General features: G+C 37.8%; 9 protein-coding genes. 6 read left to right on the top strand and 3 right to left on the bottom strand.

Annotated elements, in window-relative coordinates:
- Positions 1 to 48: 48 nt before the first annotated feature.
- The 3 genes from ACFO3O_RS17185 to ACFO3O_RS17175 all read left to right on the top strand — a co-directional run bounded on the left by ACFO3O_RS17185 (position 49) and on the right by ACFO3O_RS17175 (position 7,399).
- The gene (locus ACFO3O_RS17185; RefSeq protein WP_379981143.1) at positions 49 to 1,983 is read left to right on the top strand and encodes a protein-disulfide reductase DsbD family protein; all 1,935 of its coding nucleotides are present in this window, start codon (positions 49 to 51) and stop codon (positions 1,981 to 1,983) included.
- A 6-nt stretch (positions 1,984 to 1,989) separates the two neighbouring features.
- Positions 1,990 to 3,828: a CocE/NonD family hydrolase gene (locus ACFO3O_RS17180; protein WP_379981141.1), complete on the top strand. Its 1,839-nt coding sequence runs from the start codon at positions 1,990 to 1,992 to the stop codon at positions 3,826 to 3,828.
- Positions 3,829 to 4,732: 904 nt separating this feature from the next.
- Entirely contained in the window at positions 4,733 to 7,399 is a 2,667-nt protein-coding gene (locus tag ACFO3O_RS17175) for an alpha-amylase family glycosyl hydrolase (RefSeq protein ID WP_379981083.1), read from the top strand.
- Positions 7,400 to 7,530: 131 nt separating this feature from the next.
- Here ACFO3O_RS17175 and ACFO3O_RS17170 read toward each other — a convergent pair whose 3' ends face one another.
- Complete coding sequence (locus ACFO3O_RS17170; RefSeq protein WP_379981081.1) at positions 7,531 to 8,142, bottom strand: outer membrane beta-barrel protein; 612 nt, start codon at positions 8,140 to 8,142, stop codon at positions 7,531 to 7,533.
- A 652-nt stretch (positions 8,143 to 8,794) separates the two neighbouring features.
- Between ACFO3O_RS17170 and ACFO3O_RS17165 the strand changes: the two genes are divergently transcribed.
- The gene (locus tag ACFO3O_RS17165; RefSeq protein WP_379981079.1) at positions 8,795 to 10,333 is read left to right on the top strand and encodes a YifB family Mg chelatase-like AAA ATPase; all 1,539 of its coding nucleotides are present in this window, start codon (positions 8,795 to 8,797) and stop codon (positions 10,331 to 10,333) included.
- Between the two features lie 226 nt (positions 10,334 to 10,559).
- Here the strand turns inward: ACFO3O_RS17165 and ACFO3O_RS17160 are convergent, their stop codons facing one another.
- Together ACFO3O_RS17160 and ACFO3O_RS17155 are read right to left on the bottom strand one after the other, a co-directional pair.
- Positions 10,560 to 12,341, bottom strand: coding sequence for a YfiR/HmsC family protein (locus ACFO3O_RS17160; RefSeq protein ID WP_379981077.1), 1,782 nt, complete (start codon positions 12,339 to 12,341; stop codon positions 10,560 to 10,562).
- A gap of 65 nt (positions 12,342 to 12,406) precedes the next feature.
- Positions 12,407 to 15,142, bottom strand: coding sequence for a TonB-dependent receptor (locus ACFO3O_RS17155; RefSeq protein WP_379981075.1), 2,736 nt, complete (start codon positions 15,140 to 15,142; stop codon positions 12,407 to 12,409).
- Between the two features lie 962 nt (positions 15,143 to 16,104).
- On the opposite strand from ACFO3O_RS17155, the gene ACFO3O_RS17150 reads away from it, so the two are divergent.
- The gene (locus ACFO3O_RS17150; RefSeq protein ID WP_379981073.1) at positions 16,105 to 16,335 is read left to right on the top strand and encodes a hypothetical protein; all 231 of its coding nucleotides are present in this window, start codon (positions 16,105 to 16,107) and stop codon (positions 16,333 to 16,335) included.
- Between the two features lie 295 nt (positions 16,336 to 16,630).
- Entirely contained in the window at positions 16,631 to 17,617 is a 987-nt protein-coding gene (locus ACFO3O_RS17145) for an SH3 domain-containing protein (protein WP_379981071.1), read from the top strand.
- Positions 17,618 to 17,621: the final 4 nt, after the last annotated feature.

Below are 17,621 nucleotides of genomic sequence, written 5' to 3'. Positions count from 1 at the left end.
GATGCTTTTGAGGATTATCAAAGTGACAAGAGTGCAGATAAAAATAAGATACAAGGCTTTAATAGGTTATCAACTTTTGGAGGGGGAAACAAATACGATCCTGTAAAGTGGTCTGGAACAGTTGAGAAAACTTCAGATACTAGATATATATTACATTATGATGCTGTTATCGAAGCTGGATGGTATGTCTATGCTAAAGACACACCAGCTGGAATGCCTCTTAACCTTGAATTTATAGATAATGGTAAAGGAGTCAATCTTGTAGGAGAGATTATAGAATCAGAAACAAAAACGGCCTATGATGATATTTTTGAAGAAGATGTTATCAAATACGTAGGGAATACGCCTCAATTAGTACAGCAGGTTCAAACGGAATTAGAAATAGTGAAATCTATTCTTACATACCAGGTATGTAAAGAGGTTTGTATTCAACAAGATTTTTATGTGGTACACGATCTTAAAAAGGAATTGGTACGGTTTTTTACAAACTACAATGATTTTGAAAACTACGGACATAAAGCTAGTTCATTAGAAAAAGAGAAGAAACCAGAAAAGAAAGAAGAAAAGGGCTTATGGCTTTTATTTTTCCTTTCTTTCTTAGGAGGCCTTGCAGCGCTATTTACGCCATGTGTATTTCCGATGATCCCTATGACGGTGAGCTTTTTTACAAAGCAAAGTAAATCACGTGCAGAAGGCATCAAAAATGCCATTATCTACGGACTGAGTATCATTATAATTTACGTAGTTCTAGGGTTGGCGGTAACAGCTATTTTTGGAGAAACTGCTATTGTTGAGGTTTCTACAAGTGTCCCTTTTAATATTGCCTTTTTTGTATTGTTAGTCGTATTTGCGATTTCCTTTTTGGGTGCTTTTGAAATTATGTTACCCCAATCATGGGCTACTAAAGTAGATAGTCAAGCAGACCGTGGTGGTCTTATCGGTATCTTTTTTATGGCATTGGCACTTGCAATTGTTTCTTTTTCTTGCACAGGGCCTATCGTAGGAACTGCGCTTGTGGAGTCTGCAACCAAAGGTGGTATTGCACCTATCATAAGCATGCTCGGTTTTTCACTAGCAATTGCTTTACCGTTTGCTTTATTTGCTATGTTTCCAGGGTGGTTAAATTCATTGCCAAAATCGGGTGGCTGGCTAAATACGGTAAAAGTAGTTTTAGGATTTTTAGAATTGGCACTTGCTTTCAAGTTCCTTTCCAATGCAGATCTTGTCGCACAAACTAATATCTTAGAACGCGAAGTTTTCTTGGCCATCATTATAGCTATTTTGGTGGGCTTAACCATCTATCTTTTTGGAAAACTCAAACTACCGCATGATAGTGACATCAATCATATTTCTGTAGGCCGTCTTTTGTTAGGGTTAACCACACTTAGTCTTGTCATTTATATGATCCCAGGATTATGGGGTGCACCATTGAAATTGATTAGTGGATTCCCACCTCCTATGAAAAATAGCGAATCTCCATACGGTATAGGAGGGAAGTCAGCGATAGTTTCCTCAGAAAAAGAAATTCCGGATCATGCCGAGTTAGGGCCTCATGATTTATTATCATTTACAGATTATGATGCGGGTGTTGCGTATGCCAAAAAAGAAAATAAAGCCATTCTTCTTGATTTCACGGGCTATGCGTGCATTAATTGTAGACGCATGGAAGAACGTGTTTGGTCAGATCCCAAGGTATTGAATATATTACGAAACGATATTGTTTTGATTTCGCTTTACGGGGATTCTAGAGAAGAACTGCCAAAAAGCGAACAAGGGGTGAGTGCCTCTGGGCGTCGTATTAAAACTGTTGGAAATAAGTGGAGTAATTTCCAAATAGAAAAGTACGGGATTTTAGCGGCTCCTTATTATGTGTTGCTCGATCACGATGAAAAAGAATTGAATACCCCCGTCTCCTATACACCAGATATTAATGAATATTTGGTATGGCTTAAAGAAGGAATAACACGATTTAATAATAACTAATTTATGATGAAGAACCTATTTGTAGTACTGTTTGTTTTTGCTTTCGCGAAAGTGTACACCCAAGAAACCTACGATGTAAAAGCACATTACAACAAACAAGAAGTGGCTATTGAGATGCGTGATGGTATCAAATTACATACGACCATTTATTCACCAAAAGACACCTCAAAGACGTATCCTATCGTGATGCAACGTACGCCTTATAGTTGTCGTCCGTATGGAGAAGATCAGTTTCGATCTAAGATCGGTCCTAACAAATATATGATGGAAGACGGGTATATTATTGTGTACCAAGACGTCCGTGGGAGATGGATGAGTGAAGGGAAATATGATAATATGCGAGCCTTTATTCCCAATAAAAAGGATAAAGAGGTAGATGAAGCCAGTGATACTTATGATACCATCGATTGGTTGGTGAAGAATGTAGCCAATAATAATGGTAATGTCGGTACGTGGGGGATATCCTACCCTGGGTTTTATGCAACCTACTCCCTGTTGAGTGAACACCCAGCCTTAAAAGCAAGCTCGCCACAGGCGTGTATCGGGGATTTCTTTTTTGATGATTTTCATCATAACGGCGCTTATTTATTAAGCTATTGGAGAGCCACGGCTTTATTTGGATATCAAAAAGAAGGACCTACCAAAGAAGCTTGGTATCAGATGCCAAAGTTAGATAGCGATGATCAGTTTGATTTCTTTTTGAAAACGGGACCTTTATCAAACCTAGATGCTTATTATGATGAAACCAATGAATTCTGGACACAACTCAAGGAACATCCTAATTATGATGAATTTTGGCAATCAAGAGGGATTATCCAGCATTTGCAGGATATTAAACCAGCGGTGATGACTGTAGGCGGACTTTTTGACGCCGAAGATTTATATGGCCCTTGGGAAACGTATAAAAATATAGAAAAGCGAAGTAATAACTACAATACAGTGGTTTTTGGACCGTGGAGTCATGGAGATTGGGCACGAAATAAAAAACGCCAAGCGGTAGGGAATGTCTATTTTGGAGACGATATTTCTGATTATTTTCAGAAAGAATTAGAAACGAAGTTCTTCAATCATTTCTTGAAAGGAATGGGAGGAAATGAAAATCTATTGCCAGAAGCACACATCTTTGATACGGGTAAAAAAGAATGGAAATCATTTGATGTGTGGCCTCCGAAGGCAGCTATGAATGCTACCTTTTATCTAGATGATAATAATAGATTATCAGGAAGTCCATCGACAAAAAACGGTGCAGAAACTTTTGTAAGTGATCCTGCCAATCCAGTGCCATATGCAGAAGGAAAGAAAATGGTGTTTACCCCTCGTAAATACATGAGTGACGATCAGCGTTTTGCAGCTAAGAGAGATGATGTATTGGTGTATGAAACGCCTGTTCTTGATGATGATGTCACACTTGCTGGAGAGATCATGGCAAAGCTAGAAGTGATGACAACAGGATCGTCTGCTGATTGGATTGTAAAGGTGATCGATGTATATCCAGATGATGTACCCAACACAGAAGAGACAGAAGAAGGAATGCAAATGGCGGGCTATCATCAGATGGTGCGCAGTGAAGTGATGAGAGGTCGTTTTAGAAGAAGTATGTCACGTCCAGAACCTTTCGTACCAGGAAACAAAGAAGAGGTATTTATAAAACTACAGGATGTATTACACACATTTAAGAAGGGACATAAAATACAGATTCAAGTACAGAGTACATGGTTTCCGCTGATTGATTTAAATCCGCAAACCTATGTAGACAATATCTTTAAAGCAAAGAAATCTGATTTCACCAAAGAAACGCATACGGTTTTTCATACCTCTAGAATCTCATTTAGTATTCTACGATAATAAGGATCGAATTGTACAAAAAAAGCGCACTTTTAAGTGCGCTTTTTTTTGGCATATGCCCTAAAACGGAAAAACACCCTGCAAGATTGCAGGATGCCTTTCACCCCCTAAATTATAGTTGTGTATCCCTTAACAAATACACAAACAACTATATTAATGTTAAAGATTTACTTTAATTTTTGAAAAACATCCCGCAATAAAGCGGGATGCATTTCACCCCTAAATTAAATGGTATTGTGCGTTTCTATTGTCTTTAAACACTCAAAAAGAACAGCACTTCCCCCATTTGATGAATCTAAACTAACCCTTGCTTATTTATAGAATAAAAGTATGCTATGCATATATCTTAGGAAAGGGGTAAACCCCCCTTTTTTTGATTTTTTTCCGTATTCAAAGCAGTGTAATTTAGGGTATTTATATTTTATTAACATAATTTTAAGAAATAAAAACACTTTATCGGTGATTTGTTTTTTTTGACGATTAGATAAAAACACAGATGTGTGTGGTAAATCGATAAAATGCACCCTTTATTTCTTCACTATTTAAGCTTATCATAGCACTTAGGAATTGTATCTAGTATTGAAGTTTATTCTTATGATTTGTAAGATGAATAGCTACATTCTTTTTTATTCTGAAATTCTTAAAATATAACTGAGTCAAATTATTACGAATTTGACAACTTTTACGATAACGTTTTCGTAAGTAAATTCCGATAAGGGTATTGATTTCCAATATGTTAAAAATTAACGTAAAATGTAAATTTCTTTATATCTCAATAGTGTAAAATGGAACTTTAGAGTAACTTTAGATAGATTTATGTATCACGTTATTAGTTCTTTAAAAGAGTCGGTAACTGATAAAAATCATCATATTTTAATCTATTAATTATATAATCCCCCAAATTATGAAAACAACAAAATTTTTATCCTTTTTATTTTTAGTACTTACGTACCTATCTAGTCTAGGTCAAAGTAGAGACATTCCTTTTGTATGGGAAAATGCGACCGTTTATTTTGTATTGACAGATCGTTTTGAAAATGGAGATCCGTCCAATGATTTTTCATACGGACGGCAACAGGATGGTGGTCCATTACGAAGTTACTTAGGTGGCGACCTTCAAGGTCTTATTAATAAAATTAATGAAGGCTATTTTGATGACTTAGGTGTCAGTGCTATTTGGTTGACACCTCCTTATGAAAACATACACGGCTCCATAAATGTAGATTCTGGAAAAAATTATGCTTTTCATGGGTATTGGACAAAAGATTGGACGGCCATAGATCGTAATCTGGGTACCGAAGCCACCTTTCAGACACTGGTAGACACGGCGCATGACCACGGGATTCGTATTGTCATGGATGTGGTATTAAATCACGTAGGACCCGATAACCCAGAGGACGAGTCATGGCCTAATGATTGGGTGCGAAGAGATCCAACGTGTAACTTTAATGGTCCACAAGGAACCATCCCTTGCGAACTTGTTGATAATCTCCCAGATATATTAACCGAAAGTAATGCACCCGTAAACCTTCCACAATGGTTATTAGATAAATGGGAGAATGAAGGTAGAAAAGCACAAGAATTAGCTGAGTTAGATGCTTTTTTTAATCGAACTGGGTATCCAAGAGCACCGCGTTTTTACATTATAAAATGGCTTACCGATTATGTGCGGGATTATGGGGTAGATGGTTTTCGAGTGGATACCGTAAAGCATGTAGAAGAATCTGTTTGGACAGAATTAAAAACAGAGGGTTTAATTGCGTTACAGGATTGGAAAGGTGCCAACCCTCAAAAGAAAGTAGATGATCAACCGTTCTGGATGACAGGAGAGGTGTTCAATTATTTTGCGCTAGGCATGCAGCGTGTGTTTAATGGTGATGGATTTAATGTCGATTATTATAATAACGGCTATGAAAACCTAATCAACTTTGATTTTCGCTTTGTCGCCAATCAAGGGTTGGAAAGTATATTTTCTAGCTATAATAATTTATTGCAGAATCAGCTAGGAGGTGCTTCCGTTATGAATTTTCTTGCCAACCACGATACAGCTGAAGTCTTTGATATTAACCGAACCCGAACCTTCGAAGCGGGTACAAAACTTTTATTGTCTCCTTCTACAGCGCAAATTTATTATGGAGACGAGACGGCACGAACCTTAACTCCAGGTGGCGGAGCCAGTGGGGATGCAACGTTACGTTCTTTTATGAACTTTGGGGATTTGAATAACGCAAACTCATTAGCTTCCTTAACCTTATTACATCACCAGAAAATAGGGAAATTTAGAAGAGAGCACGTATCTGTGGGTGCTGGAGTTCACACCAAACTTCAAGATACACCATATACATTTAAAAGAGAATTTGATAACGGAGTGTTATCTGATAAGAGTTTGGTGTACACAGGCAATGATGGCGATTTTCAAAATGCACTGAATCTATTCAATCTTTGGCCTGACGGGACAGAACTCACTGATTATTTTTCAGGAAATACAGCGATAGTAAGTAATAATACTGCCGACTTTAATAGTCCGTTTGGACTTGTTTTGATTGGAGAAGCCTTTGATGGAAATATCGTTACACCTCCATCTTCCTTTACTGTGAGAGCTAAAAACCCGTTAGATTGGAATGAGTTAGACGTTTATGTGTATAATACGGCTACCAATAGTGTTCTTTCAGGAACCAGTGGATGGCCAGGACAATCAATGACACTTATTTCAGGAAGTACAGTGTGGTATGAATATGAAATTAATATTCCAGCAGGAGTGAGTGCGAATACCATCGGACTCGTATTTAACAATGGAAATAACGGAAGCCAAACTGTAGATCTTTTCAGAGATAGGGATGGCTGGTTTGAATTTACCTCAGGAGGGGCAATGCGAACAGGGACGTGGTCAGATGTTTGTCCTTCAGATTGTCCAGGGACTTCATCAAATACCTATCGTATTTATGCCCACAAACCCAATGATTGGGGTACGATTAGCGGATATACCTTTAATACTACTCAAAATAGTGTATTATCAGGAACCCCAGCGTGGCCAGGGCAGCAAATGACAGCGCTTCCTGATACAGCCAATTGGTTTTTTTATGACATTACACTACCGTCAGGGGTAAGTAATTCCGAAATTGGACTTGTATTTAACAATGGAAATAATGGAAGTCAATCTGTTGACTTACTCAGAGATCGTGAAGGCTGGTTCAATTTCACATCGGGAGGTGCTGTGCGTAATGGAAATTGGAACGATACCTGTCCTTTTGATTGTCCGACACGAAGCAACATTCCTAATGAAACGGTTTCTAAGGATAAAAATCAAACCCTTACGGGCTTTAAATCTGCCATTACTACCTATCCGAATCCTTCCAATGGAAAAGGCGTGATTGCGATTCCATTGTCACAATCAGAACAGGTAACAGTGTTTATTTATGATAGTTATGGACGTTTGATTAAGGAATATAAAGAGCAACAATTTAATGCAGGCACCGCACTCATTGATTATGAATTGAGAAGTTCAGGGCTGTATTTTTATAAAGTAGTCATGGGATCACAGACTAAAGTCGGTAAGATCATGGTGAAATAATTATATAAAAAGAATACATGATTCATAAAAACCTGTGAGGCTTGCTTCACAGGTTTTTTTAATAAAGCTCAAGGCGAAAAGTTGGTAAGGCGTATTCAAGTTGGGACGTCGAACTCAAGTTAAGATAGTTCTTATAGTTGAATTAAATACGTTATATAAGCACCAAATCTGTTGGTGTTAATGGTATTGTTTTCGACTTCTATTATTGAATCACTAATATCAGCTAGTCCTAATTCATTAAGAATCTCAAAACGTATAATACCACTGGAAGAAAGTGTGTATTCGATACCTAAGGAAGCTCCAATACCATAATCGAAACTTTTTACTAAAATATTTTCTTCATCGGTGATAAAAGAAATAAAAGGACCTGCATTTGCATGAAAACGAAAATCACCAGTACTTCTATACCCCAAGTAAACTGGGATTGTAATAGTAGATATATTGATAGACTGTCGGCTACTTTGAATAATATCAAAGTTACTTAGTGGAATAAAGGTCGCAAATTCTACTTCTTTCTTACCGTAAGAAATACCACTCCTTAGATACATGTGATCCCCAAAATTTTTCTGAATTTCCATTCCATAAACAATAGATAACTGACTTTTAATATCATCAGGAATAAATTCGCCCCTAAAATCTCCAAAACCTCCGCCTAATGTAAAACCAATGGTAAAATCACTTTGGGCATTCATGTAAAATGTGCTTAATAGCACTACAGATAAAATTAAAAATCGTTTTTTCATAGCTATTTCATTGAGTTTATATGGCAAATGGATGCTATAAACTTACATTAAAGTTCTGCAATACTACACATATTAATCCATACCATACACTTATTGGTTAGTCTACTTCGTAAATAGTTTGTGTGTTGTAGATCCTCTTTTTCACTGATAACTTTATCAAAAGTGAGGTTGTCGAAAATCACAACTATCAGAGTAGACAAAAGGCGGAACTGAAAAGCCTACACAATAGAGTAAGAAAATTTTAAAATGAATTAAGATGTTAAAATCAATTTCAAACTTAGGAACAGTTTTATCTAAATCTGATCAAAAAGCCATTGCGGGGGGACACATGCAATGTAACTGGGCAGACGAAATTTTACAATGTTGGGGTGTTCATCCTTATACTAGATGCTTTTGTGTGCCAAAACCTATTGGACCAGGGGATGAGGTAGCAGGATAGTCTCATCTAATTTTTAAAAATGTAAGAAACCGCAAGTTTGTTGATAAACAACTTGCGGTTATGAATTATAGATAGTACACTAAAAAGCTATTATTTGCTATCAATAGTAATGAATGATGTGTAAAACCTTAAAAAGAAATCCTATATTTATACCTTTATAATCAGTGAGGTATAGAGCTGCGCATATTTCTATCTTACACTAACAAGATGTATATGTTAACCAAAGTTTTTGGTAGCGCAGTCTTTGGTGTAGATGCCACGACTATTACCGTTGAAGTCAATGTAGATAAAGGAATCGGATACCACTTGGTAGGATTACCCGATAATGCCATTAAAGAAAGTAACTATAGGATTGCCGCTGCGCTTCAGAATAATAGTTATAAAATTCCCGGAAAAAAGATCATCATCAACATGTCTCCTGCCGATATGCGTAAGGAAGGTTCTGCCTATGACCTTACGCTCGCCACAGGAATTCTAGTCGCTACAGGACAAATAAAAGGCGATGCCATTGCTGACTACATCATTATGGGCGAACTCTCCTTAGACGGAGGACTACAACCCATCAAAGGCGCTTTGCCGATAGCCATTACCGCAAGAGAAGAAGGCTTCAAAGGTTTTATTCTACCCAAACAAAATGCCAAAGAAGCCGCTATTGTCGATGGACTTTGCGTATACGGCGTCGAAAACATAAGTGAAGTCATTGCTTTTTTTGATAAAGAGGTGCCGTTAGAACAAACAGTCATTGATACACGAGCCGAGTTCTATAAAAGTCTGGATCATCCTGAATTTGATTTTGCCGATGTCAAAGGACAAGAGTCTATAAAACGCTGTATGGAAATCGCCGCAGCAGGCGGTCATAATATTATTCTGATCGGTCCTCCAGGGTCTGGGAAGACCATGATCTCTAAAAGGCTTCCTAGTATTTTACCACCGATGAGTTTGAGAGAGGCGCTGGAAACGACAAAAATTCATAGCGTTGCTGGGCGCGTGAAAAATAACCAAGGCTTGATGAGCGAACGACCGTTTCGATCGCCACATCATACGATTTCTAACGTCGCTTTAGTCGGTGGTGGCAGTTATCCGCAGCCAGGTGAAATCTCCCTTTCTCATAACGGCGTTTTGTTTCTCGATGAGTTACCAGAGTTTAAACGCGAAGTCCTTGAAGTCATGCGACAACCCTTAGAAGACCGCGAAGTCACGATTTCTCGCGCCCGTTTTACCGTGACCTATCCGAGTAGTTTTATGTTGGTGGCGAGTATGAATCCGAGTCCAGGTGGGTATTTTAATGATCCCGATGCCCCTGTGACGAGTAGTCCCGCCGAGATGCAACGGTATTTAGGAAAGATCAGCGGACCGTTGTTGGATCGTATTGATATTCATATTGAAGTGACACCCGTGCCTTTTGAAAAGTTGAGCAGTGAGCAAAAAGCTGAGTCGAGTGTAGAGATCCGGAAACGGGTGACCGCAGCAAGGGAATTACAAGTAGTCCGCTTTCGCGAAAGCGAAGCCACCAACTACAACGCTCAAATGAATGTCAAGCAAATCCGAACGTATTGCGCACTCGATGACGCCTCCAAACAACTCCTCAAAACCGCCATGGAACGTCTGAATCTCTCCGCTCGTGCCTACGATCGTATTTTGAAAGTAGCACGCACCATTGCTGATCTAGCAGGAAGTGAAACCGTCACGGGTATGCACATCAGCGAAGCGATACAGTATCGTAGCTTGGATAGAGATGGGTGGCTTGGTTAATTATGGTCAGGGCACTGAGTGATTTTGTGACTTAAGGAACAACATCGTATCGAAGTGTGGATTGGTTTTCTGTTAGATCACTCAGTTGGACACCAATTACAAATTGTCGCCAGCGTGGGGATACACGTTTTTATAGTAGTTTATGAATAATACATATACCCTTTAGCGAACCTACCTCGCCGGCAGGCAGGAGCGCACAACAATAAAAACAAAACTACACCAACAATCAAACAGGCAACGTAAACGAAAACGTACTCCCAAACCCAGGTGCACTCTCCACCGAAATACTTCCACCATGGGCATGAACTATTTTCTTGCTGTGTGCGAGGCCAATGCCAGAACCTTCATAGGCTTCGTCGGCGTGTAGGCGTTGAAAAATAGTAAAGATCTTTTCTTGATGCTCGGTAGGGATGCCAATACCATTGTCGGTGACATTAAATGTATGGTAGTACTGATCAGGAAAAGCCGCATCTGCATCTTTGGAATACGAAATCTTGATCACAGGCGTAGTCGTTGCTTTCCTGAATTTAATCCCATTGGCAATCAGGTTCTGAAACACCAATCGCAACTCTACTTTGGAGGCCATGACAGCCGGTAACGGATCAATGTCAAAAACCACTTGATTCTTTTGAATAACAGTGGCTAAATCCTTTTGAAGATCACGCAAAAGTGCATTGCAATCTACCAGCTCTACGTCCCGCATAGCCCCTAATTTGGAATGTTGTAACAAGGTTTCAATCAAAGAACGCATACGGGTGCTAGACGCATCCATATACTCCAAATTCTCTAAGGTCATCGCATCAAGAGTATCTCCACTTTCTTCTTTGATGAGCATGATCAAACTAGAAATGGTATTCAGTGGTTCCTTCAAATCATGGCTCGCGATATAGGCAAATTGTTCTACCTCATCATTTTTTAGCGCTAACTTTTTGGCCTGTGTACTTATTTCTTTATTCTTAGCCATTAGGGTAGTGCTAAGTGCTCGTTTTTTACGGTAATTAATATAAAAATAGATCGCTCCCAACAGCAGCAGGCCAGTGATGGCGATCAACAAGTAGTTGATTTTTTTTTCGTTGGAAATGATCGCTTGTTGAGTATCTATAATCGAGGTTGCTTCACTAATTTCTTCATTCTGTTCAGCCAAAAGTGCTTCTTGTAGGTCAAGCTTTTGAGTACTCTCTTCAATTTGCTCTTGTTGGGTTTTTAAGAATTGGATTTGATCCCTGATCTGTTTTTCAAGAACTTTTTCGAGGGCAACTTTATCCTCATATTTTTGTTCCTGTAATTGATTCATCGATAGTAATATGTCGATGGAGTCTAATTGCTTTTTGAAATCTAGCTCTTTAGTTTGCAAGCTTTTTTCTTGTTGATAGATCGTATCCTTTTGCGTTGCTAAAATATCTTCTTGACTTTTAAGTAAGGTGTCTTTTTCTAATAACTCTTTGGTTTTGTCGGCTAAAATAGCTTGTTCTTTTTCGAGTAAGGATTGTGTGTTTTTAAACAGCGCTTTCCATTTTTGAACAGAAGTGACAGCATTTTGGGAGAGCGACGGGGCTACCGTAAAGTTCTCTGCTGTGAGTAATGATAGGTTGATCTCATACTCAAACGAAGAACCGACATTCACCATGTTAATCATGGACGCATTATAGGCATAATCCTCAGAAACTAATAAGATGTTTTTCCCTTTTATAGACTGTAGGATATATTCAATGGCGTAGTTAAAGCGGTTATTGACATAGAGGATTTGAATATCCCCAATATCTTTGACTTTGGAATAGGTTACTACCTTCACTGGTTTTCCATCAATGCTTCGTTGTTGAGCCATGGCTTTTACATCGATGGCCGTTCTATCGGGACCTAAAACGCCAATGGTGACTTCTTTAAAATCGGTTGCGTTGGGCCAAGCTACTTGATTTCCAACATTAAAAATAAAAATAGCGCGTTGTAAACGTTCCACCTGTTTGTTTTCGGTGTTTTGGGCGTGTACATAGCTTACGCTTTGCATCATAAGAAAGAATACAAACAAAGTCTTTACCGTGTATGAAGTATGTCTCAATATCTTTTGGCTCTTCATTATAAGCGTAATAATAATTTAAGAAAGAAATTAGAACCGCTCACGCCAAACTGTTGGACACGTCTGCTATACACAAAGCTTCCATTACTGGTGTTTGCTTCGTGTGTGTGTTTGTCGGGATACACATTAAAGATGTTATTACCGCCAACAGTGAAAATAATGTTTGTATTGGCTTGATAGCTTAGAGTGGCATCTGTGATCAGCTTTGGCGTAAATACTTGATCTCTGGATTCTACAAGACCTGTATAGTTATTAAGCACCCAATTGTTAGGATCCCCATCATCAGGATGTAAAAAAGTGACATCTCCAAAATAGGTATTACTTAGCTGTGCTTTGTATTTTTTCCATTCGTAGGAAACACTTGAATTCACTTTATAATTAGGTTGTGCTTTTTCTACACGGGCAATTTCTTCTCTGTTAAACAAGACATCTTCTTGCCCAATAAGAGAAGAGGATACCTTGATGGGACCGACTACTTTAGTTTCCGTAAGATTGGCTGCTAATGAGACATTGAGCACACCATCACCTAATTGATCTTTATAAAATACAGCAACATCACCTCCATTGGTTTTTGAATCGATAGCGTTAGTTAAGAATTGTGCAGCGCCTACATTAAAGGGGCCTAAAATGTCTTCATAGCCTTCAGAAAACCTTCCTGAAAGCACAATACGATCCTTGATGTTAATTAGGTAATAGTCCAAGCTAAAGGTAAGTTTTGTGCCTAATTTACCGTTGAGACCTGCGCTAAAATGTCTAGAGGTTTCCGCTCGAAGTCTGTCAATTCCAAAAGCCTCTCTCGCTACAGCACTCTCATTGTTAAACGTCCCTACTTGTACAATGGTGTTATTAATGAATTGCGAACTAATATTTTGAAAATAGACTTGATGTAATGAAGGAGCTCTAAACCCTTTAGAATATGCTGCCCTAAAACTTAAATTGTCACTAAAACGATATCTACTCGCTACTTTGTAAACGCCTTGGCTTCCAAAATCATTAGAAGACTCAAATCGACCGCCTACGCGAACTAAAAAGTCATCAGTCAGATTTGCGTCAACATCTACGTATCCAGCAGAGTTACTTCTGAATCGACTTAATTCATTTTCAGGTTGAATTCCTGGAAATACTTGCGCTCCCGGAATACGTGGACTTTCTTCACCGTTTGTATCTATAAAGGTTGCACCTCCATCTACATACGATGCTTCTTCCCCTGCGATGATTTGATAATTCTCAACACGTAATTCGGCTCCAAAAGCCAAGTTTACTCCTTTAAAATAGTCAAGAGGCTTTGAGATATCTAAGTTGGTGGTGTTTTGATTATACAAAAAACCTCCCGAGTAAAACGTACGAGGCGATGTAATGCCCAAAGAGGCATTGTTTGAATTATTAATGGTGTAATCTATTCGGTTATTTCCAATGGTGTGGCTAAAGTCAATATTAAAACCATTTTTGATTCCTTTAATACCTAAGACCACTGCATCGTCTTGAATATCGGTTAAGATCTCTGGCGAAAACCCATTAGGGAAAAGGGATAAAACCACACGATCTTCATCTTTTGGGAATCTATAAAACCCTTTTGATTTTCCTTCTCGGTAGTTTCTACCTCCGTGTACATAAATCGTCGCATTAGGAGACATTTTAAATTCCCCATTAAAATAGAGCGCAAGATTTTGAGTTTCGGCATTCCCGATTTCCATGACGCGTCTGTTATCATATCCCGTTTGACTAAAAAAATCATTTTCTTCAATTAATATAGCATCTTCAATAGGATCCTCACTATACACAAGACCGGTGTAGTCTCCTGCTCTGTTGGTAGCGTTTCTATTTCGATATTCGGCGGTGACATTCACGTAGCCATTATTTCCTAACTTTAATCCAAAATTCCCTGACGAATAGTTCTCAAAACCATCCCCTTCGCTATTGATCAACACTCTATTATCGATATCAATAACTTCCGTTTGCTTTTTTAGAATGATATTAATCACCCCAGCAATCGCATCAGATCCATATTGCGAAGTGGCACCTTCTCTTAAGATTTCAATACGTTCAATCGTTGCTAGTGGAATTGCATTAAAATCGGTTCCGACACTTCCTCTTCCTACAGTACCATTGACGTTGAGTAATGAACTACTATGCCTTCTTTTCCCATTAATAAGCACTAAGACTTGATCAGGTCCCAAGCCGCGTAATGTCCCAGGATCTATATGATCAGTTCCGTCTGCAATGGTTTGATGTGTGGAGTGAAATGAAGGTACTAAATAATGAAGCACCGTACTTAACTCTAAGCCTGCTGCATTTTCTAACATTTGAGGTGTAATAATATCTACGGGTGATGAGGTATCCAACCCAGATATAGGATTTCCTCTTGTACCCAAACTAATCGGTTGGTCTATAGAGAAACCTGTTTCTAATAAAAAATCAGCTTGTACGGTTTCTCCTACTTTCACAGACACTTCTTTTGCGTCTTTTATATACATCACAAAATGAGCTTGTATGATATAGGTTCCTTCGTCTACAGAAAATTCATAGACGCCGTTTACATCGGTGGTGGTCACTTGCGTAGTTCCTTCAATACTCACGGTAGCTCCAGGAAGTGCCCCAAATTGATCAGTAATAGTACCTGTAATTGTAGCTCTCGTTTGTGCCTGTATTGTGACAATGGTAAGTAGGGTACATAGGAAAAATAGTAACCTTTTGTTAATAAAAGATACTGTAGGTAAGTTCAAGTAGGTCGTCATATAAAATATAGGGATTTTTATATAAATAATAGGGATTTGGGTAATGGGTATGTACTACGTTTATATTCGATGTTAAGGGGCTATGATCGTCTATAAAAAGTTTTGGGGCTAATTTTTAGATGAATTTGATGCAAGTTACTATAAGTTCTTTTAGGATAAATAGAAAGTGCGGTCATTTTATTTTTAAGTAAATTTAATCGATAAAATGCAAATAATGACGATAAAACGCATTTTATTTCATTTTTGATGCTGAAAAGAGTACATAAAGACATATTCCTCTTTTGGGTCTTGCTTAGGTATACAATGGTGTTCGCTTTCTTGCCTACCGGCAGGCAGGCGCGAAAGCGAATACAGAATGAAAAGTGGTTAGGTGGGTGTTGAGGAAATTAGGAAGTATTTGCTATTAAATGATGTAGTTTTCTTCTTTATTTCACGATTTATTATACTAGATAAAAAAGTTTTCAACAAAAAAAGTTTGTATGTAAATGTCATTGTATTTGTATCAATACAACTTATTTGAAAAAAGGATATATATCAATTTGTATTAATGTAATACTTAGTATAAAAACCAAAGCATAGCACGAATCTTCATTGTTTATAAATTAATATTCTAATCTTATAAATCCTATTTACCTTGGCTATCAAGTAGGTGTAAATTTTAATTAAAATCTAGCTACGTGTTGTCCATTTATATGTTAAGATTCTATAGAATCATTGAGATCGTGAGCCACGCTAAAATCACTAAATAGCTATGAAAATACTTGTTTTTAAGGTTTTAGGGGTTTTTCAATTGATGTCCATTTAAGATTCTATCAGATACATTAGCTTTATGCCATTAAGGTCTATTTGATTGAAATGGTTATAGAATTATAATGTATAATAAGTTTGATTAGTCTTGATGGTAAAGGTGTACTTTACTAAGTTAAAGTTCCTTTATATTTTGCAGTTATAAATAATAAATTATGGGAGAGATTAAAGAAATTGTTGAAGTAATCGGATTAGATAAAGATGTATTAATTCTAATCATTATATTGTTTACGGCATTTATGTTTTATTTAATTCAACTAAACGTATCCAACAAAAAAACAAAGTATGCCAATGGTCAAGTCTTAAGATTGATGAAAGGAATGCCATTAATGGGGCTATTAAATATTATTCGAGATTGGATTAAAAGCAGAAAAAATACATCTTAATAATTTATATTAGATTTTGGCAAAACAATATAAAAGTGAATCAGTTTACTTATTATATTTAGGTTTATTTAAGGATTCGTTTCTTTTTAATTTCAGTCATTCAACTAAACTCTTCCAGTAATATACAGTTCGCTTTCGCGAACCTGCCTGCCGGTCAGGTAGGAGCGTAAAAAGCATAACCCCATTTCTAAACCATAATTACCCACTGAAACGTCTGTAAGAAAATAGGTGCACCTGTTGACACTAAGCAATTTATACTATCTTTAGAACACGATACCATTCTAAATACAACATCATGGAAACAAAATTTGGGTTTACATCACTCACTATTTCAGAATTTGAAACGTGGATCAAGCAGCAACACGTCGCAAGAACTGTGTTGTTTATTCAACAACATCATACTTTTTCGCCAAGTTACATTCACTTTAAAGGAAATAATCATTTCAGCATGCAAAACGGTATGAAAAATCACCACGTCAATAACAATGGATGGAGTGATATTGGACAGCATTTCTCTATTTTTCCAGATGGAAAAATCATGACAGGAAGAAGCCTAGAGCGCTCTCCAGCCTGTATTTTCGGGAATAATAGTAATGCAATTTGTATCGAAAACATTGGCTATTTTGATACGGGACAAGATGAAATGACTTCGGTGCAACGCGATAGTATTATACGTGCCACCGCAGCACTTTGTGAACGTTTTGACATACCTGTATCAACCGACCGGATTGTCTACCATCATTGGTTTGATTTAAGTACAGGCGCCCGCACCAATGGAACAGGAATTACAAAAAGTTGTCCGGGTACTAATTTCTTTGGAGGGAATACCCTTGCCGCTTGTGAGCAACACTTTTTGCCTCTTATCGCAAGTTCCATTGGTGGCCAACCCATTACAGGAACAATCCCTCCTTCCATAATAGGCTACGGAACGGTTACAGCCGATGTGCTAAATATTCGAAAAGGAGCTAGGTCTACATTTGATAGGATCGGAGAAACAACTCTAGGGTCTATTGTACGGATCTACGAAGAGAAAAATAATTGGTACAGAATCTCAAAAAGCAACCAAGAATGGGTGTACAGTAATTACGTTAAAGATGTAAAACGCGCTACTGTAAATGCCGATGTACTTAATGTGCGGAGTGGTCCTTCTACACGATTTCATGTCGTGGGATCTGTCGTTAAAAATCAAGAAGTGTTTGTGTATGAAACGGATGGAAACTGGTCAAAAATCAGCATTGATGAACAATGGGTGTCTAGTCGATTTCTAAATTTCACGTCTTAAAGTA

Source organism: Dokdonia ponticola (assembly GCF_042653865.1).
In the GTDB taxonomy this organism is placed as follows: Bacteria; Bacteroidota; Bacteroidia; order Flavobacteriales; family Flavobacteriaceae; genus Dokdonia; species Dokdonia ponticola.
The sequence above is the reverse complement of the archived record's forward strand: the minus strand, read 5'-3'. Positions and strand labels throughout refer to the sequence as shown.